The organism is Williamsia soli, assembly GCF_017377795.1.
Lineage (GTDB): Bacteria > Actinomycetota > Actinomycetes > Mycobacteriales > Mycobacteriaceae > Williamsia > Williamsia soli.
Genome location: NZ_JAFRDR010000009.1, coordinates 144543 through 164776 on the forward strand (window position 1 = coordinate 144543; position 20234 = coordinate 164776).

21 protein-coding genes are annotated in these 20234 nt (G+C 64.0%); 11 read left to right on the forward strand and 10 right to left on the reverse strand.

What is annotated here, in order from left to right; genetic code table 11:
- Positions 1-54 precede the first annotated feature (54 nt).
- A complete protein-coding gene (locus J3S28_RS21995; protein ID WP_207842958.1) occupies positions 55-261 on the forward strand; it encodes a DUF2191 domain-containing protein in 207 nt (68 codons plus the stop codon).
- A gap of 131 nt (positions 262-392) precedes the next feature.
- Here J3S28_RS21995 and J3S28_RS22000 read toward each other — a convergent pair whose 3' ends face one another.
- The 6 genes from J3S28_RS22000 to J3S28_RS22025 all read right to left on the reverse strand — a co-directional run bounded on the left by J3S28_RS22000 (position 393) and on the right by J3S28_RS22025 (position 4145).
- Positions 393-599, reverse strand: a complete 207-nt coding sequence (locus J3S28_RS22000) for a hypothetical protein (protein ID WP_207842959.1) — start codon at positions 597-599, stop codon at positions 393-395.
- A 196-nt stretch (positions 600-795) separates the two neighbouring features.
- On the reverse strand, positions 796-1062 hold the full coding sequence (locus J3S28_RS22005) for a LuxR C-terminal-related transcriptional regulator (RefSeq protein WP_237341912.1): 267 nt from the start codon (positions 1060-1062) through the stop codon (positions 796-798).
- Positions 1063-1223: 161 nt separating this feature from the next.
- Positions 1224-2348, reverse strand: a complete 1125-nt coding sequence (locus tag J3S28_RS22010) for a CapA family protein (RefSeq protein ID WP_307797328.1) — start codon at positions 2346-2348, stop codon at positions 1224-1226.
- A gap of 161 nt (positions 2349-2509) precedes the next feature.
- Positions 2510-3217 carry a DUF8548 family protein gene (locus J3S28_RS22015; protein WP_207842960.1) on the reverse strand — a complete coding sequence of 236 codons (708 nt, stop codon included), beginning with the start codon at positions 3215-3217 and terminating at the stop codon, positions 2510-2512.
- Positions 3218-3271: 54 nt separating this feature from the next.
- A complete protein-coding gene (locus tag J3S28_RS22020; protein WP_207842961.1) occupies positions 3272-3607 on the reverse strand; it encodes a DUF4190 domain-containing protein in 336 nt (111 codons plus the stop codon).
- A 52-nt stretch (positions 3608-3659) separates the two neighbouring features.
- A complete protein-coding gene (locus J3S28_RS22025) occupies positions 3660-4145 on the reverse strand; it encodes a DUF4190 domain-containing protein (protein WP_237341914.1) in 486 nt (161 codons plus the stop codon).
- 133 nt (positions 4146-4278) lie between these two features.
- On the opposite strand from J3S28_RS22025, the gene J3S28_RS22030 reads away from it, so the two are divergent.
- The 5 genes from J3S28_RS22030 (at position 4279) to J3S28_RS22050 (ending at position 8982) form a co-directional block, all read left to right on the forward strand.
- Positions 4279-4506, forward strand: coding sequence for a hypothetical protein (locus tag J3S28_RS22030; protein ID WP_207842962.1), 228 nt, complete (start codon positions 4279-4281; stop codon positions 4504-4506).
- A 175-nt stretch (positions 4507-4681) separates the two neighbouring features.
- Positions 4682-6694: an OPT family oligopeptide transporter gene (locus tag J3S28_RS22035; protein WP_207842963.1), complete on the forward strand. Its 2013-nt coding sequence runs from the start codon at positions 4682-4684 to the stop codon at positions 6692-6694.
- A gap of 13 nt (positions 6695-6707) precedes the next feature.
- The gene (locus tag J3S28_RS22040; protein ID WP_207842964.1) at positions 6708-7553 is read left to right on the forward strand and encodes a class I SAM-dependent methyltransferase; all 846 of its coding nucleotides are present in this window, start codon (positions 6708-6710) and stop codon (positions 7551-7553) included.
- A 38-nt stretch (positions 7554-7591) separates the two neighbouring features.
- Positions 7592-7945 carry a cupin domain-containing protein gene (locus tag J3S28_RS22045; RefSeq protein WP_207842966.1) on the forward strand — a complete coding sequence of 118 codons (354 nt, stop codon included), beginning with the start codon at positions 7592-7594 and terminating at the stop codon, positions 7943-7945.
- 86 nt (positions 7946-8031) lie between these two features.
- Positions 8032-8982 carry a DUF808 domain-containing protein gene (locus tag J3S28_RS22050; protein ID WP_207842967.1) on the forward strand — a complete coding sequence of 317 codons (951 nt, stop codon included), beginning with the start codon at positions 8032-8034 and terminating at the stop codon, positions 8980-8982.
- Positions 8983-9227: 245 nt separating this feature from the next.
- Here the strand turns inward: J3S28_RS22050 and J3S28_RS22055 are convergent, their stop codons facing one another.
- Positions 9228-10841, reverse strand: a complete 1614-nt coding sequence (locus J3S28_RS22055; protein WP_207842969.1) for a D-alanyl-D-alanine carboxypeptidase/D-alanyl-D-alanine-endopeptidase — start codon at positions 10839-10841, stop codon at positions 9228-9230.
- A gap of 268 nt (positions 10842-11109) precedes the next feature.
- On the opposite strand from J3S28_RS22055, the gene J3S28_RS22060 reads away from it, so the two are divergent.
- The 3 genes from J3S28_RS22060 to J3S28_RS22070 all read left to right on the forward strand — a co-directional run bounded on the left by J3S28_RS22060 (position 11110) and on the right by J3S28_RS22070 (position 14848).
- Entirely contained in the window at positions 11110-12672 is a 1563-nt protein-coding gene (locus J3S28_RS22060; protein ID WP_237341915.1) for a serine hydrolase, read from the forward strand.
- Positions 12673-12728: 56 nt separating this feature from the next.
- On the forward strand, positions 12729-14078 hold the full coding sequence (locus J3S28_RS22065) for a serine hydrolase domain-containing protein (protein WP_237341916.1): 1350 nt from the start codon (positions 12729-12731) through the stop codon (positions 14076-14078).
- Positions 14079-14191: 113 nt separating this feature from the next.
- The gene (locus J3S28_RS22070) at positions 14192-14848 is read left to right on the forward strand and encodes a PadR family transcriptional regulator (RefSeq protein WP_207842972.1); all 657 of its coding nucleotides are present in this window, start codon (positions 14192-14194) and stop codon (positions 14846-14848) included.
- 57 nt (positions 14849-14905) lie between these two features.
- On the opposite strand, the gene J3S28_RS22075 is transcribed toward J3S28_RS22070, so the two are convergent.
- Both J3S28_RS22075 and J3S28_RS22080 read right to left on the reverse strand, forming a co-directional pair.
- Positions 14906-15391: a DUF8820 family protein gene (locus J3S28_RS22075; protein ID WP_207842974.1), complete on the reverse strand. Its 486-nt coding sequence runs from the start codon at positions 15389-15391 to the stop codon at positions 14906-14908.
- Between the two features lie 53 nt (positions 15392-15444).
- Complete coding sequence (locus J3S28_RS22080; protein ID WP_237341917.1) at positions 15445-16641, reverse strand: DUF6745 domain-containing protein; 1197 nt, start codon at positions 16639-16641, stop codon at positions 15445-15447.
- A gap of 211 nt (positions 16642-16852) precedes the next feature.
- On the opposite strand from J3S28_RS22080, the gene J3S28_RS22085 reads away from it, so the two are divergent.
- Positions 16853-18187, forward strand: coding sequence for an HNH endonuclease (locus J3S28_RS22085; RefSeq protein ID WP_237341918.1), 1335 nt, complete (start codon positions 16853-16855; stop codon positions 18185-18187).
- Positions 18188-18231: 44 nt separating this feature from the next.
- Complete coding sequence (locus J3S28_RS22090; protein ID WP_307797330.1) at positions 18232-19128, forward strand: AlbA family DNA-binding domain-containing protein; 897 nt, start codon at positions 18232-18234, stop codon at positions 19126-19128.
- Here J3S28_RS22090 and J3S28_RS22095 read toward each other — a convergent pair.
- Positions 19125-20153 (reverse strand): class I SAM-dependent methyltransferase, encoded by a 1029-nt coding sequence (locus tag J3S28_RS22095; protein ID WP_207842976.1) that lies wholly within the window; start codon positions 20151-20153, stop codon positions 19125-19127. The two genes, J3S28_RS22090 and J3S28_RS22095, sit on opposite strands and share 4 nt — an antisense overlap.
- Positions 20154-20234 lie beyond the last annotated feature (81 nt).

Sequence of the window (20234 nt, forward strand, 5' to 3'; positions counted from 1 at the left end):
CCGGCGAATCAGATATCTACTGATTTAGCTCTTTCTATATACGCATGGAGTCCCATGACCAAACGCCTGATCGAGCTCGACGACGAACTGCTGGCGGCTGCCCAACTCGAGTTGGGGACCGCCGGCGTCTCCGATACGGTCCGCGCAGCATTGCGTCATGCGGCCGAAACGTCTGCGCGTGCGCGGGAAATCGAATGGCTGTCAGACGGCGGGATGGAACCGACGGCAGACAAGGACATCAGGGATCAGGTATGGCGGTAGTCGCCCGGTACATGATCGACACCAGCGCGGCCGCGCGCATGCGGAGTCCACAGGTCGCATCACAAGTGGCCCCGTTGATCGCCAGCGGCCAGGCGGCGACGTGGGCGGGTCTCGACGCCGAAGCGATGTATTCAGCCAGGACACCCGACGAGTACGAACAGGTTGGGGACAACCGTCGTCTCGCTTACGAGTACCTCGCCGCGGACGACGAGCACTGGAGATCGGCCTTCGACGTACAGCGAGTTCTTGCTGGCCAGGGACGACACCGCGCGGTAGGCGCGAACCACCTCCTGACTGCGGTCCTGGCTCGCCAACACGACCTGGTTGTCGTTCACCACCACCACGACTTTCGAATTACTCTCGCAGGTGCTGGATTTCAGGCATCGCTGGGTATCGGCGGCGTCGTGACTCCCGCAGCGAAACGAAGAAGCAACAGATGCATCACCGGCGGTCGCGAAAGATCGACCGCTCACGTCACTGATTCGTTGAATTTGCTCCGCCTGCCGTCAGCTGAGCAAATCCGTCCGCTGAGGACTACAGCTCCTCCACAGTGACGAGTCCATCTTGCAGTGCGCGGGCAAGCAGCGCCGACTTCGTGGCTCCGGGGCGACCGACAGCGTCGTACTTGTCGCGGATCCGCGCGATGTGCGTGTTGACCGTCGCAGCGGTGATGAACAGCAACCGGGCGGCTTCGTTTTTCGAGTCGCACGTGAACCAGGTCCGGAGAACCTCGATTTCGCGGGCACTGAGTGTCGGAGAGGGTAAAGCGTCGACAACAGGGTCCGGGGTCATGGTGTACATGCGAATCCGATCTTCTTCGCGGCGGTGTGCCAGCTGCCAGTTGCGAAGACTTTATCGGCGAAGTCGGACAGTCACCAACTGAAGCCGCGGTGGCCCCAGTACTGGGGTCATCGTTAGTACCAACAATCAAACATTGTGCGATGTAACGGTTTATTGACCGATCACGCTCCGGTAACCGGGCCGAACTCCGCCGAGATTCGACCGCCAAAGGTCGGCGACAGGCTGTTCAGGTAGCCCAGCACCTCTTCCTTTTCGGGGGACGGGTACGGCGTGGGAACGTAATCGTTGAAGCTCTCCGTGCGCGATATCCGGGTGGGTATCGCTCGGAAGTCGACACTGTTCACAGAGTCACCGAGAGTGTGCAGTCGCGTCTGCAAGATGAAGGTGCGCTTGTCTGTCGGGTTGCTGTTCCCACCGAACGCGAAGTTCGCCAGGGAGTACGCGATCAGTTTTCCGTTGTAGACCTCCATGGACTGGATCACGTGCGGATGGCTGCCGATGACCATGGCTGCACCGGAGTCGATGGCAAAGTGCGCCAGCGCGGTTTGCACATCGTACGGTTCGGGTGTCGATTCGATGCCCCAATGAAAGTAGGGGACGATCGCGTCAGCGCCCTGCGCGCGGAGGTCGGCGAAGTCGCCTGCGATCTCGGCACGCAACTCGTCCGAATCAGTCCACGCCTGGTAGCCGACAAAGCCGACCGTGAGCCCCTTCAGCTCCGTGAGGTACTTGAAACCCTCACCGAAGTAGTCGATGTCGGCGCCTTCCAACGTCGCGACGGTGTCGTCGAAACCTTGCTGCCCGAAGTCGCCGGTGTGGTTGTTGCTCACCGTCACCGCTTCGATGTCACCGGCGGTGAGCGTGCCCACCAATGCCGGATCACCTTTGAAGTGATAGACCTCCCCCGGCCCCTTGTCGATCTTGTCCGACGACGTCGTGAACGCGACCTCGAGGTTCGCGATGGTCAGATCGTCGGAGGCGAACAGACTCTTGGTGTTCTGGAAGAAGTAATTGGGATCGTTGCCACTCTCGGCCCACAGCGTGGGCAGACTCGTCGCCGTCGCGAAATTGGTGTCGGTGCCGAGGATGTTGTCTCCGACGAACGTGAGCACGATCTCCTGCGGCACCGGAGCCGCCGGGATCGACGGTACTTCGCGGGAACTCGACACGGCGGGGTTCTCAGCGGCCGCACCACCACAGGACGCTGTGACGGCCACGCCACCGACGGCGATCATGGCGACGAACAGTCTTCTCGCCGAATAAGGTTTATTGGAAGCCTTGAGCACCTCGACATTGTGGACCAGGAATCATGTTGATGCCCATTCGATTTGAAGGTTCATATCTTCGTACGACTAGCACAGGAACAGCCGGGACACCGGCCGGGCACCTCGAGGAACGTACAGCGAAGGCCCGGCCAGTCACCATCCGGCGGAGATGAAGACCGGGCTCAGCGGCTACCGATACTCCTCGCCCGCTGTTCGGCTCGCCAGATCGCCATCGGGATGTCCTGCTCGTCCCACTCGTTACGGCGCGCCACCTCCGCGATCAACTCCCACACCAGCCCATCGTCGACGTCGTCCACGGAAACATCGAGCACTCGTGCGATGTACGCCGCGAAGACGCTGTCCACCCGTAACGCCGAAATGCCGACCAACAGCTGAAGGTAGGCCCAGGTGAAGCCCGACCGCTGACCGGGCACTTCCCGCCACGCGGACCGCACCACATGAAGCGCGTCCGAATCTGCTGCAGTCCGAAAGTCTTCCGACGTTGCGATACCCGCCGCGAGCAGTCTGGTCGCGGCTTCTTTGACAGCGTCAGCCTTCAGCGGCGCGCCGGGTGTGGTGGACGTAGGCCGGCGATTGCCGATGTCCTGAGCCCACGCCCCCGGACTTCCGACCTCCGCGAAGGTCGCGAGCAGTTCGGGTGCGCCATCGCCGGTGGCGTCACCACCTTGCCCATCCCGGTAGGCAATGTACCGATCGAGGATGTTCTCGACAGTCGCATACCGCGCGCCGGTCGAGAAAATGGCGTCGATGATGCTCAGCGCCAACGAATCCGGATATCGACGCGGCCTGAACCACATAGCATGATCTCCCAAGTCCGATCGCAACGCGCTCCCCAGCGTATCGACCCGAACGTCCACCCCTGCTGACATGTTTCCCCCTATGAAGTTGGCCGCCCACTCCCCATGGGCAACTCACGAAGGAGGCTAGCCCGGACCTCCGACAAGCGACTCCGACACCGGATTCGACCCGTTCACCGGGGCATCGTCGTCGAGCGAGTTCCAGAACGTGAGCGCGATGACGATGCTGAGAATGCCCGCGGCAGTCATGATGTAACCGATCACCGTCGCGGCCAGTGCCACTCCCCGCCCTTCTTCGCCGGTCTTCTTGATCTGCCGCAGGGCCATGTGTCCGAGAACGATGCCCAGTGGCCCGAAGATGATGCTCGCGACCATCGCACTGAGCGTCAGTCCGCTCATCGGCCCGGACTCCGGGCTCCTCGGACCCTTACCAGGCTGCCCGGGGCCTTGCGCAGAGTTCATGCGATCCACGATAGCGACGACACCACCGTCGTCGGCCCGCTCACTGCGTGAGTCAGACGCCGAGGGCGAGCACCTGTCGCACATCGGAGGGACCGCTGAACGCGTCGTCGCCACCGGCGACGACAACTGTGGTCGATTCCGACGAGGACCCGAGCGATGAGTAGTAGTCGTACTCGTCGTCGTACTCGTAGTCGTTGACCGCGTTGATGAACGCGATGATGACGATCCAGGTGATGATGCCGATGACCGTCAGCACGTAGCCGATCACGGTTCCGGCGATGGCCAACCCGCGGCCCTCCTCGCCGGTCTTCTTGATCTGGCTCAGCGCGATGTGGCCGAGGACGATGCCCAGCGGCGCGAACACCAGACTCGCGACGAGCGCACCGACCGCCAGTCCATTGGTCGGACGGGCTACCGGATACTGCATCGGGTACTGCTGGGGATATCCGTATCCCTGCTGCCAATTCACCGGCGGCGGGGTGACGCCGTAGTGGTCCGGGCCCTGGTAGGGCTGCCAGGGTTCCTGTGATGGCTGCATAGCGTCACACGATATCCAGAAACACCGGGCGCGATGGTCGCTCGAACAGTGGACAACGCCAGAACTCCCAGGTTGGTCTCGGTGACCGCCGCCGTCAGCAGCTCCCCAGCGGCCACAATGATCTACTGACCTCATGACCACACCCACGCCTCTCGCTGCCGGCCTGGACATCTCGCCGGAGGCCCTGACCCTCGGGATCTCGCTGTACTCCGCAGCGATCCTGGTCGGGATCGGAGTCGGCATCAACGCCGCGGCCAAGCACCGACGTCGCCTGGCCGTGATCATGGCCTGCCTCGTCACGATCTTGGTAGTCGCCGGAGTCGTCGTCGCGATCTTGAGCAGCACCCACAATCCGCACTGATGTCGCCGTAAGTTGGCTTCGCACACAGAAATGTCCGATTTTACCTGCTTCGACACGGCCGGCCTCGCGAATTGATGCGCGGTGTGAAGCATGGGACTTAAAGTAATCCAGTCTCCAAACGCCGGATCCCGACGGCGCCAGGCACGAGTCCCGTTCGGGGTGAGGGGTTACCGCAATGACGACAGACGGTTCGGTCAAGGTCGAGAAGAGGGCGCCCGGTCTACGGGAGCTGACCCTGCGAGGAGTCATCCTCGGCGGACTGATCACCCTGGTGTTCACGGCTGCGAACGTCTACCTCGGCCTCAAGGTCGGACTGACGTTTGCCACCGCCATTCCCGCCGCGGTCATCTCGATGAGCATCCTGCGGTATTTCAAGAACCACTCGATCGTCGAGAACAACATCGTCCAGACGATCGCGTCGGCAGCAGGCACGCTCTCGGCCATCATCTTCGTGCTCCCAGGCCTGATCATGGTCGGGTGGTGGACCGGGTTCCCCTACTGGATCACCGTCGCCGTCTGCGCCATCGGCGGAATCCTCGGCGTCATGTATTCGATCCCCCTGCGCCGAGCGTTGGTGACGGGATCTGATCTGCCTTACCCAGAAGGCGTCGCGGCCGCAGAGGTCCTGCGCGTCGGCGACACCACCACCGGCGCCAACGAGAACAAGGGCGGCCTGCGGATCATCCTGATCGGCTCCGTCGTGGCCGCCGCCTATTCATTGCTGGCGGCGCTGAAGGTGATCAGCAACTCGCTCGCCGGAGCCATCAAGGTTGGTGCCGGCGGAACGATGTGGGGCGCAAGCCTGTCGCTCGCCCTCATCGGTGTCGGACACCTGGTGGGTCTCACCGTCGGCATCGCCATGCTCGTCGGCCTGGTCATCTCGTTCGGCATCATCCTTCCGATCCAGAGCAACGGCGCCCTCCCCGCCGGTGAAGATATTCTCGACGGGGTCAGCAGCATCTTCTCCGCCGACGTCCGCTTTGTCGGTGCCGGAGCAATCGCCGTCGCCGCGATCTGGACCCTCCTCAAGATCATCGGCCCGATCGTCAAGGGCATCAAGAACGCCATGGTGTCGGCGCGTGCACGCAAGGGCGGCAAGTCGGTCGACATCACCGAGCAGGACATCCCGATCCAGTACGTCGGCTTGGTCATCGTCGTCGCGCTCATCCCGATCGGGCTGCTCCTCTGGGACTTCGTCCACGACACCGCACTCCACGGCACGGCGACCGGCATCATCGCGGTCAGCATCATCCTGGTGTTCGTGATCGGACTCGTCGTCGCGGCGGTCTGTGGCTACATGGCCGGCCTCATCGGTTCGTCCAACAGCCCGATCTCCGGCGTCGGCATCCTCGTCGTCATCATCGCCGCACTGCTGATCAAGATGGTCTACGGCGACGCCGACGACGCCCAGAACACGGCACTGATCGCGTTCACGTTGTTCGTGTCCGCGGTGATCTTCGGCGTGGCCACGATCTCCAACGACAACCTGCAGGACCTCAAGACCGGCCAGCTCGTCGGCGCGACACCGTGGAAACAGCAGGTGGCGTTGATCATCGGCGTCATCTTCGGGTCCGCGGTGATCCCCCCGATCCTGCAGCTCATGCAGACCGCCTTCGGATTCGTCGGAGCCCCCGGCGCCACCGACGACGCGTTGGCCGCACCGCAGGCCGCACTGATCTCGTCGCTGGCCAAGGGCGTGTTCGGCGGCGACCTCGACTGGAATCTCATCGGCGTCGGCGCCCTCATCGGGATCGGCATCATCATCATTGACGAGGTGCTGACCCGAACCACCAACAGCAAGTTCCGGCTGCCCCCGCTGGCCGTGGGAATGGGCATGTACCTGCCGATCTCACTGACCCTGGTCATCCCGATCGGCGCGATCCTGGGCACCTTCTACAACAAGTGGGCCGACAAGTCCGGCGGCGACGTCGAACGCAAGAAGCGCATGGGCGTGTTGCTGGCCACCGGTCTGATCGTCGGCGAGAGCCTGTTCGGTGTCGTCTTCGCCGGGATCGTCGCGGCAACGGGCGACGACAGCCCGCTCGCGATCGTCGGCGACAACTTCCTGAAGACATCCGAGTACCTCGGTGTGATCCTGTTCGTCCTCGTCATCGCCTGGCTGTACAAGAAGACTCAGCAGATAGCGAGCCGGCCGGTGGAGGACGAGCCGGTGGACATCACCAAGTAGTCGGCGACCGGGCGTGGCCGACAACGAGCAGATCGCCGCCGAGCAGGCGGCCCGCTGGAACGGCCCGTCCGGGCGCGCCTGGATCGACAATCAGGATCTGCTCGATCGGTTGTACAGACCGTTCGAGCAGATCCTGGTCCGGTGCGTCGACGAGGTGTCCGGTCAACAGGTTCTCGACGTCGGATGCGGCACCGGGAGCACAACATTGGCCGTGAGCCGCGCGATCACCGGCCACGCTGTCGGCGTCGACATCTCCGAACCAATGATCGCTCTCGCTCGAGAGCGTGCCGCCAGCGAGGGCGCATCAGCGGACTTCGCCGCCGCCGACGTACAGACCCATCAGTTCTCGGGCATACCGTTCGACACCATCGTCTCCCGGTTCGGGGTCATGTTCTTCAGCGATCCGGCAGCGGCGTTCGGCAACATGCACCGAGCCTCGGCCGACGGCGCGCACTTGCGAATGATCGTGTGGCGCAACCCTGACGACAACGACATCATGGTGGCTGCCGAACGCGCGACCGCCTCACTACTGCCGGACCTACCGCCGCGACCACCCAGCCTTCCGACCACACCCGGACAGTTCGCCTTTGCCGATCCCGAACTCGTCACGCCGATCCTCGAATCGAGCGGTTGGCGGGACATCACCATCGAACCGCTCGACGTCGAACTCAGTCTGCCCACCGGCGACATGCTGCAGTACGTCACGACGTTTGGTCGGGTGGGGGTTTCGTTGCCCACCGTTGACGAGACGACTCGAGCGCATGTGGTCGACCGATTGTCTGATGCGTTCACGGCGTTCTCCGATGGCACTGATGTGCGCTACACCGCGGCATGTTGGAGCGTCGCCGCGCGGTCGTAAGGCCCAGCCGCGGATCCGCTCCAGCGCATAGTGGAGCGATGGAGACCACGGACACACCTAGTACCGACCCCGCGTTCACGATCCTCGACAACCTGGCCGATCTCGATGCAACGGTGGACGGGTCAGCACCGTCCATTCACAAGGTCGCGCGGACCGACGGCGCGGCCGTGGTCCGTATCGTGTTCAAACCCGGGCAGGCCATGCGCGAACACAGTGCGCCCAAACCCATCCTGCTCGTCGGCCAGCGCGGCATCATCGACCTCGAGATCGACGGCATCACTACGCAGTTGGTCCCGGGTACAGCTGTCCATATCAAAACCCGGGTCCGTCACGCGCTGACCGCATCAGAACCGGCGGCCATGACGCTGCTCATCCTCAACCCGTCCGACTGAACGGCACCCGCCCTCCCTCCCGTCAATTGGACAACCACGACATACTGTTCTGAACACGGAACCGTCGATCCAAGGAGGCGTCTGCAATGGCTGGTGGTCTGGTCGCACTGTTGGATGACGTAGCGGCGATCACGCGTGCCGCTGCGGCGACGCTCGACGATGTCGCTGCCGCCGCCGGTAAGGCGAGTGTGAAGGCGACCGGTGTGGTGGTCGATGATGCCGCGGTCACGCCCCGCTACGTCCACGGGTTCTCCCCTGACCGGGAACTGCCGATCATCGGCAAGATCGCTCTCGGGTCGATCCGCAACAAGCTACTGATCATCCTCCCGGTGGCGATGTTGCTGAGCCAGTTCCTGCCGGGAGCGTTGCCGTACCTACTGATCGTCGGCGGTACGTTCCTCTGTTACGAGGGCGCCGAGAAGGTCTACGAAGCGCTCGGCGGGGGTCACGCTGCCGCCGAAGAACCCACCGAACGCGGGCCGGCGTTCGAGAAGACGATGGTCAGCGGCGCTATCCGCACCGACCTGATCCTGTCGGCGGAGATCATGATCATCTCGCTGTCATCGGTCGAGGACGAACCCTTCGTCACCCGGCTCCTGGTGCTGATCGCCGTGGCGTTCCTCATCACCGCACTCGTCTACGGTGTGGTCGCATTGATCGTCAAGATGGACGACTTCGGCCTGGCGTTGGCCAAGCGCAAGTCCACGGCGAGCCAGAAGATCGGCCGCGGACTCGTCTCGGCAATGCCCAAACTGATGAGCATCCTCACGGTCGTCGGGATCGCCGCGATGCTCTGGGTGGGCGGACACATCCTGCTCGTCAACCTCGGCGAGGCAGGCTTCCACTGGCCGGCCGACCAACTCCACCACCTCGAACACTGGGGCAAAGAACTCGTCCACGGCTGGTTCGGCGGCGTACTCTCCTGGATCCTCGGCACCACCGTGTCCGCGGTCGTCGGCCTGATTCTCGGCGCGATCATCGTGGCGATCATGCACGTGATCCCGAAGCGGAAGAAGAAGGCGGCCGACGCGCACTGATCGAGCGCTTCTCGCCGGGGTTACTGGGGGTCTGTCATGCCGCGTCGGACCCGGAGGCCACCACATTCGGCCCCTGGGACGGTCACCGAGGGGAATCTTCCCTCGGCGGGTGCTCAGGGGGACGAAAATGGTGCGCGGCAACGGACATGCGCACGATGCGCGCCTGTTCACTCGCAACCCCGCTGATTTCGCGGGACTCGAAGACCTACTCGAGGTTGTCCCAGTCTGATCCCCGCTTGCGCGACCTACTTCTGCTGCGCCTGCTGGAACGCCGCCGCGACCATGCCGACGTCGTCGCCAACCTGGAACACCCCGCGCGGCAGGTCGGGGAAGACCGCGTTGCTCACGGCCGTCACGAACAGCAATCGCTTGCCGTCTCCCACGTCGAGGTAGCCGGACAGACCCTGTGTGGTGATGACGAGGCGTTCTGTACCCGGTTCGACGTCAGCGGAGGTCGACGTCTTGCCGATCACTTTCCCCTTGGCCGGGCTGTCCACCCCGACTCCGGACAGCGACCCGCGTTCTCCGAGGATCGGCTGCCCGCTCCAGAAGGTCTCGGCCCACGGCTGATCGCTGACCCATTTGAGCCAGGTGGCCACGGCAGTGGGCGTCGCGGACGACGGGTCGCCGCCCTGGCCGTCCATGATCACGAAATCCGAGGCCGGCACGCCTGCCTCGGTGGCCAGATCGCGGACCGCGGGCAGGCCGTCTTCGCATTGATCAGATCCGGCCTTCACCGCCAGCAGGCAGACGAAGGTGTTGGCCCCGGTGTTGTAGCTGGTCGCCAGGATCATGCCGCCCGATTCACCGAGTGGCGCCGATTCGAGCGCCGCCAACCGCAGGTTCTCCTGGTAGCTCCCCTGCACCGGCAGTGCGGCATCGTTGTTCGACTTCGACGTCGAGCTGACTGTGATGCCCTTGCGCTGCAACGCTTCGACGAACAGCTGGCGGGCCCAGCTCGACGCGTCTTCGATGCGGTACACGGTCAGGGAGGTCTTGCCTGCCGGGACCGAGCCGGTCACATGCAACAGCGTCGGATTCGCCTCGTCGGCGGCCACTTTGAGGGTGGAGTCGCTGTCGGCGGCGCCGGTGGTCACCTGGTTGTCGATGGTGAACAGTCCGTTGCCCGGCAGCATCTGGATCGTGGCCGGCTGTCCCGGCTCACCGGGCTGGGCTTGGATGTCGACGAGGTTGTCGTTGACGAAGATCGACGGCACCAGTCCCTCGACGGTGTCGTAGGTTTCCCAGAGCCGCGGGTCGACGAGGACGTCTCCGTCGATGCGCGTAACCCCTGCGGCCGCAACCTGTTCGGCCATGGAATCGAGTCCGGCCAGCGGGTTGCCGGGCGCGAGAACAGCTCCGGGCAGGGCATCGGCGTACACGTGGTCGATACCGTCGGTGGCGAAGTCGAACTTGCCTTGGTCGGCGTTGCGACCGCCGAGTGCCAGGTCGCCTGATCCGACGAGCACCAGGTCGCCGGTCAGGGTCCCGTTCGCCGGTGCCGCCGTCGCGTAGACGGGGGTGGTGACGGTCTGGTCGACTCCCAGATCGTTGAACACCGTTCCGACGGTGAAGTGCTTGGTCTGCGACGCCAAGAACATGAACGTGTCGGCCTGGTTGCTGTAGATGACCTCGTCGGTCTCGGGGTCGACCACCAGGTAGGACCACCGCGCCGCCGTATACGGGTCGGTCTCCATGATCGCCGTGGCATCGGCCGGGATCTGCTGCCCCTGCGCAGGTTTCGAGTCGGAGTCGTCCGACGAGTCACCGGAGCACGCGGCCGTCAGCAGCAGGCCCGAGACCACCCCGACCGCGAGGAAAGTTCTGGCTGCGTGTGTCCGTCGACGTCGCACTGGCATGGAACCACCTTCGATATTTCGGGGCGCCGCAGCCGGCGCTCTACGTAATCTACCTCAGAATTAGTGCAACTTGCATACTGCATTTTGCATCCGAACGCGCTATGGTGATTGCACCCACCTCGACCGAGGACTGACAGGCGTCGGACACCAGCCCGGACGCCACCGCGTCATGGGACCGCTCAGACGGAGCATCATGGTCTTATCGCACACCGCGTTTCCTCATCGGCGCCGATCAAGGGTATACGCCACCACTGCAGTGGTTTTCGGCATGGCCGTCGCACTGACACTCTCCGCGTGCTCGTCGTCGGACGAATCCTCATCCACCTCGTTGGCCGAGGTCCCACCGAGCGTGCCGGCACCGCAGATCGACCGGGCCGGCGTCGACTCGGCCATCGACCAACTCGACGGCTATGTCGAAAAAATCATGACTGACACCGGAGCCCCCGGCGTCGCGGTCGCGGTGGTCTACGAAGGTGAAGTCCTGTACGCCAGAGGTTTCGGCGTCAAAAAGGTAGGCGAGCCCGGCAAGGTGGACACCAGCACCATGTTCCAGTTGGCGTCGGTGTCGAAGCCGCTGGCCTCGAGTGTGGTGGCAACCGTCGTCGGCGACGGGAAGATCAAGTGGGATGACCCGGTGAAGACATTCGAGCCGGGGTTTGCCGTCTCCGATCCCTACGTCACCGCGAACGCGACCTACACCGATCTGATGTCACACCGCTCGGGTCTGCCCGACCATGCCGGTGACCTGCTTGAAGACCTGGGTTATTCGTATCCAGAAACGATCAGCCGACTCAATCAGGTTCCGCTGTACCGCTTCCGCGACCACTACGACTACACCAACTATGGTTTTTCGATCGCCGGGAATGCCGCAGCGAACGCCACGGGAATGTCGTGGGCAGACTTGTCCGAGCAGGCGATCTACGAACCGCTCGGGATGGAGAACACCACCTCCCGGTACGACGAATGGCTCAACTCTCCCAACCGCGCATTCAACCACCAGCTCACCGACGCCGACGCCAAGACCTGGGCGGCGGAGTACGTCAGCAACCCCGCGGAACAGGCTCCCGCCGGCGGCGCGATGTCGTCGGTCGACGACATGGCCAAGTGGGTCCAGATGGAACTGGCCGACGGCATGTTCGACGGGCAGCAGGTCGTCGACGCCGAGGAGCTGCAGTTCACCCACCAGGCCCACTCGTTCTCGCACCCATCTACCACCCCTGGTGCGCGAGACAGTTTCTACGGCATCGGATTCAACGTCGACACCGACGCGCACGGCCGCGTACAGATCGGACACGCCGGCGCCTTCGCGCTCGGCGCCAGCACCGACGTCAAGATGCTGCCCAGTGAACAGCTCGGCATCGTCGTCCTGGCCAATACCGCGCCGGTCGGGGTGGCGGAGACATTGACGGCCGAGTTCCTCGACTACGTGAGCAACGGGAAGCTGACGGTGGACTGGGCGCCGTTCATCGCGGGACAATTCGAAATGGTGATCAATGCCGGACGTTCCGAAGTCGATTACGCCAACCCGCCGGCCGATGCGCCCCCCGCCCGACCGACCAGCGACTACATCGGCAAATACACCAGCCCGTTCTACGGTCCGGCCGAGGTGGTTGCCGAGGGCAATAACCTGGTCATCAAGATCGGCCGGGATCTGCAGCAGAGCTACCCGCTCACCCACTACCAGGGCGACACCTTCTGGTTCGCACCGATCGGCGAAAACTCAGCGGGCCCAACAGGTGCAGAGTTCACCGGGGCCGGGCCGGCGTCCTCGCTGACCATCGAATATCTCGACAAGGACGGGCTCGGGATCTTCACCCGAGCGCCACAATGAGGTCGGAAGTCGCCATGTCAGAAGTTGCAACACAACCACATCCAAGGAGAAACGCCATGTCCCCAGGTGGAGCAGTCCCCCGAGCCGAACGCAGGCGTCGGCCGCACGGTGCTCGATTCGCGGCGCTGGCCGTGATGTTGTCCGCAGCGCTGGTCGCCACCGCCTGCTCGTCGGACGATTCGTCGGATTCCGCGAGTTCGTCGACGGCCAGTGGTTCGCCGAGCTCGGGCGGATCGTCGTCCGGCGCACTCGTGCCATTTGACACCGCCGCCATGGACAAGCTCATCGACGACATGGCGACGGAATACCGCGAGATCGGTATGATGGTGCTGATCCGCACCCCGCAGGGCGAGTACGTCAAGTCGTTCGGCACCGTCTCCAGCGACTCCAAGGACGCGCCCACCCTCGACACCAAGGTGCGCATCGGCTCGAACACCAAGACCTGGACCGGCACCGCGATCATGCAGTTGGTGCAGGAGGGCAAGATCGCTATCGACGACCCGGTCAGCAAGTACCGTCCCGACGTCCCCAACGGTGCGAACATCACGATCGGTCAGCTCCTCGACATGCGCAGTGGGCTGTACAACTACACCGAGACGCTCACCCTCAACGAAGCCCTCGACAACGACCCCCAAAAGGTCTGGCAACCAGAAGAATTGGTGGCTCTCGGACTGTCCAATCCCCCTTACTTCCCACCGGGCACCGGATATCACTACTCCAACACCAATACGGTCCTGCTCGGACTCATCGCCGAGAAGCTGGAAGGCAAGCCCATCGCGCAAATCTTCCAGGACCGGTTCTTCAGCAAGCTGAACATGACCGGCAGCTCGTTCCCCGCCAACACCGACACGTCCATCCCGGCGCCGTACGCCAGTGGCTACTCCTACAGCGGCAACGTCGAAACGCTGGACGAACCGGCGCTGTCACCGGAGCGGATCGCGGCCATCGAGGCCGGGACCGTGCAGCCGCGCGTGACGACCAACGACAACCCATCATGGACGTGGTCGGCCGGGCAGGGCATCGCGACCGCCAACGACCTGGCCACCTGGGTCAAGGCAATGGGCTCGGGAGAACTGCTCAACGAGGCGACGCAGAAGCTGCGGATCGACAGTGTGCAGCCGACCGATCCGGCCAAGCCCGACGGCGCGGGATACGGCTACGGGATCGCGCAGATGGGTCCGCTGTACGGACACATCGGCGAGATGCCGGGATACAACTCGTTCATGGGTTACGACCCCATCAACGACGTGACCATGGTGGTGTGGGCCAACCTCGCGCCCACCATCGACGGCAACGCCGCCGCGGCCGCGGTCGCCTCGAAGCTCGTACCGTTCGTCTACAACGTTCCGGCCCCGGACACCGCGAGTGACGTCGACGAAGTCGCCGACGACACCAGCGGCGGATAGTACCTGCTCAACCAGTGGTGAATGGGTGCCCGACGCGGTGTCGGGCACCCATCACCACGTTGTTAAGCTGTCGGCCGCGTCAATGTTGTTCGCAGTTCTAAGGAGAGGTTGCTGTGCCACAGGGCGACCTCAACACGATGTCGTACGCCATCCTCGGCATCCTGGCCGCCCAGGACTGGTCGGCGTATGAGATAGCCGAACAAATCGGCCGAGGTATGTCCGAGATCGTCCCCCGGGCCGACCGCCAGCGCTACAACGCCCCCAAGAAGCTGGTGGAACGTGGCCTGGTGACGGCCCGAAGCGAGCCCACTGGAACCAAGCGCAGCCGCACCATCTACTCCATCACCCCTGAAGGCCGGGCCGCCATCACCGAGTGGATGGCGACCGAGACCAAAGCCTCGACCATGGAGTTCGAAGGCCTACTTCGGGTATGCGTGGCCGATCTGGGGTCCATCGACGATCTCCGGAACACCCTGCGGACGGTGCGCGCTCAGGCGGAGATGAAGCGCCAGGTGTTCGTCGCCAATGCTCGGCTCATCAAGACACCCGGCGCCGGTTCGTTTCCCGGTCGCCAGCACGTGTTGGCGATGTCGGCGAAGTACATGGTCGGACACTTCACCCACATCATCTCGTGGGTCGACTGGATGCTGACCGAAGTGGCGGACTGGCCTGACACAGTCAGTCCCGTCGAGACCCACGCCGACCGCATCCAAGCCATCCTCGACGGGATCATCGAGGAGTACGGGGACAGCGGCCCGGCTGAGCAGTGATCGGCCACCGCCCCTGTCGCGAACCCATCGGCGAGGCCAGGCTGGCGCGCCTGTTCGCTAGTCGGCGACGAAGCGAGCACCCGTCGTGGAGACGCTGGCGAATGCGCGCAATCTGGTCTGCGGGATGCTCATGTCGAACTCCCGCTGCCGACCGATCACGTAGCGCCCGGGTGCTAGTCCGGTGGCGCCGTGCTCGGGGTGGATCAGGTAGGCGATCACCCGTGTCTCGACAATGCCGAGCGCGAGGCGTCGGGGGTCGAACAGTCGAGACGTCCATGTGCAGTGGCCCTCTTCGGCGACAAGACTGTGCGGGTTACCTCCAGCTGCGCTGCGCAGCAGTTCGATTCCCGACCGCGGCACCTGCTCGGGGCGCGCGTCTGCGAACGCCATGACCATCGGGAGCAGGTCAGCAGGCACGACGAGAAGGTCGCCCTGGGCTTGCAGGCCGTCGACCACCGGGATCGACACTTGCTTGTCGAGATAGTCGAAGACGTCGAGGCCCGTGTAGGTGGTGAGATCGGACAGGGTCATAGTGGATTTCATATCGGTCACCTGGGGTTGTGTTGTCGCGAGGTAATCTTGATGGGGTGTGGTGTTCACGTGCGGCGTGCGAGTTGCGCGTAGTCGGTTCCTTTAATGCCGTAGGTCCAGCCGGCGGCATCGAGTGCGGAGGATGTGCCGTCGGGCACCGGCAGTCCGTAACGTCGTCTGGTGCCGTCGCGTTCCCGAGAACCGTTCACAACAAGCAGGATTCGTCCGTGTGGCCGCACGGTCGGCGGGGTTGCGTACAGCGCCAACGTGCCCGCGTCGTTCCCGGGGTCATCGGCCTGGTCAACCAGTTTGAGGTTGGCCTCATCGATGTAGGTCTCCCAGCCAATACGTTCGATGGCGCTGCGCCGGATCTCGATGTTCCGTTCGTGATTGATTCGCTCGACGGTCGGATCGGTGATCACCCATTTGGGGATGATGGTGCCGTTCACGGCGTACACCTCGTGCCCGTCAGCGAATGCGATCGCCGGGTCGTCCCGGTGATGCAGTCGGCGTTGGCCGAACCGGGCGTCGGGCGTGGGTGCGGTGTGCAGCGCGATCGGCCGTTCGGCCATGACACAGACGGTATCGAAGGGCCACCACCAGCCTGTGGAATGGGCTATCTCGCAGTGGATGTCGAGGACCTCGACGTCCGCGGAAGAATATTCCACGAGGCCGAGCCGTCGACAACCGTCGTAGTGCGCGAGCCACGGCGCTTCGTGCTGTCCGTACCAGGTGACGTAACCGGCGATCGATGGTGTGATCGTGCGGATTCCCACCGCGATACCGTCGGTCACCGTGGTCTTCAATGGGTCGCAGATCTGTTGGCGTGCTTGCGCTCTCGGTTCGGACTCTACTTCAGGAGGCGGCTGCGGTTGCCACCACCCATGTCGCCGTGGAGGTCGTGGTGGGCTGACTCGGGTTTCCATGCGGCGCTTCGACTCGTTGATGACCGCCGCGATGCCGGCGTGCGCCGACTGTCGGTTGCCCGTGAAGAAGGGGCCATCTGCGGATAACCCCTGTGCGGTGATCAGACCAGACGCCGCGGGCGGAGAGGGCACCCATACGAACTCTGGTTCTGGGTGTCCGGCCAACCGATACAGCTGTGACACAGCCGCTTCCGCAGTCGGTCGGTCGCTGGGGCCGGTAGCCAGCGCAGCAGCGAGCCACTCCGCGTGGACGGCAGCGATGGTGCGTTGGTGATCGGGATCGAACTCGAATAACTCATCGGCCCCGAGAATCGGAGACCTGAATGCGGCGCTCACGCGGTGGTGGCGGAATCCGCCTTTCCTGTAGTCATGTTTCCCAGAGTGACAGGCGCAGGCCAAGATCGCAAGCGCGAGTTTGCACAACCGGATTGTCGGTGGGTCCCGATATTGTCAGACCACTATCGAATCACGGCTATTCCTGGGGGCAAGAATGTCGGTCAGCGCAATCAATCCACAGCACTTTGGGTCGTCGAAGCAGTCACCGAACATGTTCGACAAAGCCAGTCCGGCAGGGTTATCTGACGATCAACTCGCTGAGCGGGTCGTCGGATACGCCAGTCAGATCGCAGCGATGACTGCACAGTTCCTTGACCTGCTCGTCGAGTTCGACAAACGCGGTGCGTGGAACGGCGAAGGCATCCGGTCCTGCGCCCACTGGCTCTCCTGGCGGACCGGACTCTCCATTCGCGCTGCCCAAGAACACCTGCGGATCGCGCACGCACTGGTAGCGCTGCCCAAACTGCACACCGCCTTCGCGCACGGACGACTCTCCTACTCAAAAGTTCGGGCGCTGACCCGCGTCGCCACACCCGGCCGTGAACAGGAACTCCTGAACGTGGCCCTGTCAGCAACAGCGGCGCAGGTCGAACACCTCGTCAGCACCATCAAACACGTTGATCGCCGAGACGACGAGACCACACGCCGAGCCGATTCCACAGCTCGCTGGAGGTGGAACGATGACGGAACCCTCTCGGTGACCATGCGACTGCGACCGGTCGACGGCGCCCGGTTCCTCGCCGGCGTAGTGCGCAGCGAGTACGAACGCACCCGAACCAGCACTGACCCCGATCTCCCCAGCGACATCACCCACGGCACGCCTCCTGGCACGACACCAGCGAAAGCCGACCTCTGGCGACACGTGCCCTCCAACATCGCCGAAGCCGTCGTCGCTATGGCCGACACTGCCGCGACCGTGATCGACATGCCGGAATTCGCTCCCGGCGCCGAAATCGTCATCCACACCGATGCCGACAACGCTGAAAAGGATCCGCACCTCGACAGTGGTCCGGCCTTGTTCGACATCGATGTCGATGAAGCGGCCTGCGGCGGATCCACCCGCACCGTCACACATCCCACCGGCACACGAGATGTGGTCATGTCCTGGGGTCGCAAACGCCGATTACCCACCAGAGCAATGGGCCGAATCCTGTTCGAGCGAGATCGCGGATGCCGACACCCCGGCTGCGGCCGCACTCGGCACCTGCACGCCCACCACGTTCGGTACTGGCGCCACGGCGGAACCACTGACACAGACAATTTGATCCTGTTGTGCTCCACCCATCACCGGGCACTCCACAGCGGCGAGTTCGCAATCACCCCGCGCGGACATCAGCAATTCACCTTTCACCGCGCCGATGGCTCGCTGATCGAGACCGCCCCATCAACGCGGTCTCCCGGCGGCTGGCAACCCGACAGCACCATCGCGCCCGACGCCGTCGTACCCGTCGGCGGCGGACGGCTCAACCTCGGTTACACCACCGAAGTCCTCTACGCCGCATGGGAATGGCGCACCGCGCAACGCGCCCAATCGACAGCTGCCTAACGGCGCTCCGCGGAGCGCGGGACGCCTCAGGGATACTGTCCCCCGTGCGAGAAGAAAACGCTCCGATCGAGACCACGCTCCACATCGCCGACCCGTTGTGGGCGACCGCAACGGCGTTGGTCATCGTCCTGCTGCTCGCGTGGGTGTTCAGCTCGGTTGCGCGGTGGCTGCTGCGGCATCGGGCCCGCCTCAACGCCACCACCGGCATGTTCCTCTCGATCCTCGGCTCAGCGGTGGGCCTCTACATCGCCGGGGCTCTCGATCGCGACCTCAAGGTGTGGAGCGTTCTCACCGTTGTGCTCGCGCTGGCCAGTTCGATCGCGGGTGTAGCCGTCTATGCCGCTGTCGCAGCGCACTTCCAGAAGGCTGAACACGCGTCGCTGGCGACACTGCTCGCCGCCGGTGAGTCAGCGGGCGTCGAGTTCAAATCGACTGCGCGGGTCAATCTTCACACCGGTGAGAGGGACGCCAAGATGGAACAGGTCATCGTCAAGACCGTCTCGGCGTTCCTCAATGGCGACGGCGGCACCCTGGTCATCGGGGTTGACGACGACGGCACACCGCTCGGCCTTGATCCTGACTTCAAGACGCTGCGCCACCCTGACGCCGACCGGTTCGAGCTGTGGTTGCGGGATTTCCTGACCACGACGCTAGGTCAGAGCACGGCGGCCATCGTCGAGGTCTCGATCGAGGCGGTACCCACCGCTGACGGTGAGCGGCAGGTCTGCCGGGTCACGTGCCCGCCGTCGCCGAGACCGGTGTATCTCAAGCCTGCGACGAAGAACGCGACCACCGAGTTCTGGTTGCGGACTGGTAATTCGAGCCGTCAGCTCAGTGTCGACCAGGCGGCTGAGTATGTGATGCATCGGTGGCCGCTGGGGGCTGGACGGTCTGTGGCCGCGCAGGTTCGGGCGGCGGTGAGGTTCTCGGCGGATCGTTAGGCGGCGGCAGTCTTGGTGAGCACCATGATCGCCAGCTTCCAGTCGAAGCCGACCGCTGCGTCCTCGCCGATGGCGGCAGTCAGGCGTTCGGTGAACAGTTCGTGCTCGACCGCCGCGCGGTCTTCACGCGGGATGGCAGCAAGCAGTGACGGACCGAACGACACCCGGATGGCTTCGGCGACGTCGCGCGCGTACTGCGCACGGTCGCCGTCCGCGTTCTGTTCGGCGATCGGATCTCCCAGGACGACTTCGTCAAAGTGATCAAGGGTGAAGTCGGAGTGCGGGAATGGCGCCTGCCACTCGGCGGCGGTGCGATACCACGCCGGGATCGGGGTGAGCGATGTCTTCGGCAGGCGTCCGGCCTCAGCCATGTCGTCTGCGATTCGCCGGAGGGTTGTCATCACACTTTCGGCCCCGCTGTTGCCGGACGCATCGGCCGACCCGACCACGATGATCAGTCGCGCCCCCGGCAGTAACTCGAGTCCCCTGGCGTCGAGGAATCGGGCCCAGTCGTCGCCCGCCTGCCGCGACCATTGGTCACGCTGTGCCTGCGTCCCGTCGGTGTACCAGATCCCGTCGATCGGCCCCGGAGCTGCGCTGAGCCAGTGCAGCGCAATGGAGCTCCAACCGAGCGAGACAGATCGTGGCGGAAGTATGTGCTGGTAGAACGATTGCCCGACCGCACCGGTGAAGACATCGGGTCCGGCGTAGGTGCCCGGATCGTCTGCGACAGTGGCGAAGAGCGAGCTGAAGTCGTTCTGTGGGAGGTCGGTGTGGACCACATTGATGGGCGTTTCAACTGGGTGCGCGCGGCGTATTTCCTCGATTGCGGCGCGCATGGGAGCCAACGAGTTCCGGCCCTCCGAGCATCCGTAGTCGGCGAGTGTCAGCAGCCCGTCAGAGGTCGGTGGCGCTTCTGCGGCTGCCTGGCGAAGCAGCGGAAAGGCACGTTCAGCGGCGCTCAATTGCGCCGTCGAGTGCTCGTTGTACTGCCCGCCGCCTGACATCGTCTCTGGGTGCATCATGGTTCGATTGTCCATCGATCGATGGACTTTGGTAACACTCCGGGGCCGGACAGCTATATCCGGCTGAGCGCCGCAACTCCC

Excerpts from the sequence above, each read along its gene's own strand:
- J3S28_RS21995 (WP_207842958.1), top strand. The coding sequence starts at position 55 with ATGACCAAACGCCTGATCGAGCTCGACGACGAACTGCTGGCGGCTGCC.
- J3S28_RS22005 (WP_237341912.1), bottom strand. The coding sequence starts at position 1,062 with ATGTACACCATGACCCCGGACCCTGTTGTCGACGCTTTACCCTCTCCG.
- J3S28_RS22015 (WP_207842960.1), bottom strand. The coding sequence starts at position 3,217 with ATGTCAGCAGGGGTGGACGTTCGGGTCGATACGCTGGGGAGCGCGTTG.
- J3S28_RS22020 (WP_207842961.1), bottom strand. The coding sequence starts at position 3,607 with ATGAACTCTGCGCAAGGCCCCGGGCAGCCTGGTAAGGGTCCGAGGAGC.
- J3S28_RS22025 (WP_237341914.1), bottom strand. The coding sequence starts at position 4,145 with ATGCAGCCATCACAGGAACCCTGGCAGCCCTACCAGGGCCCGGACCAC.
- J3S28_RS22030 (WP_207842962.1), top strand. The coding sequence starts at position 4,279 with ATGACCACACCCACGCCTCTCGCTGCCGGCCTGGACATCTCGCCGGAG.
- J3S28_RS22035 (WP_207842963.1), top strand. The coding sequence starts at position 4,682 with ATGACGACAGACGGTTCGGTCAAGGTCGAGAAGAGGGCGCCCGGTCTA.
- J3S28_RS22045 (WP_207842966.1), top strand. The coding sequence starts at position 7,592 with ATGGAGACCACGGACACACCTAGTACCGACCCCGCGTTCACGATCCTC.
- J3S28_RS22050 (WP_207842967.1), top strand. The coding sequence starts at position 8,032 with ATGGCTGGTGGTCTGGTCGCACTGTTGGATGACGTAGCGGCGATCACG.
- J3S28_RS22055 (WP_207842969.1), bottom strand. The coding sequence starts at position 10,841 with ATGCCAGTGCGACGTCGACGGACACACGCAGCCAGAACTTTCCTCGCG.
- J3S28_RS22060 (WP_237341915.1), top strand. The coding sequence starts at position 11,110 with ATGGCCGTCGCACTGACACTCTCCGCGTGCTCGTCGTCGGACGAATCC.
- J3S28_RS22065 (WP_237341916.1), top strand. The coding sequence starts at position 12,729 with ATGTCCCCAGGTGGAGCAGTCCCCCGAGCCGAACGCAGGCGTCGGCCG.
- J3S28_RS22075 (WP_207842974.1), bottom strand. The coding sequence starts at position 15,391 with ATGAAATCCACTATGACCCTGTCCGATCTCACCACCTACACGGGCCTC.
- J3S28_RS22085 (WP_237341918.1), top strand. The coding sequence starts at position 16,853 with ATGTTCGACAAAGCCAGTCCGGCAGGGTTATCTGACGATCAACTCGCT.
- J3S28_RS22095 (WP_207842976.1), bottom strand. The coding sequence starts at position 20,153 with ATGATGCACCCAGAGACGATGTCAGGCGGCGGGCAGTACAACGAGCAC.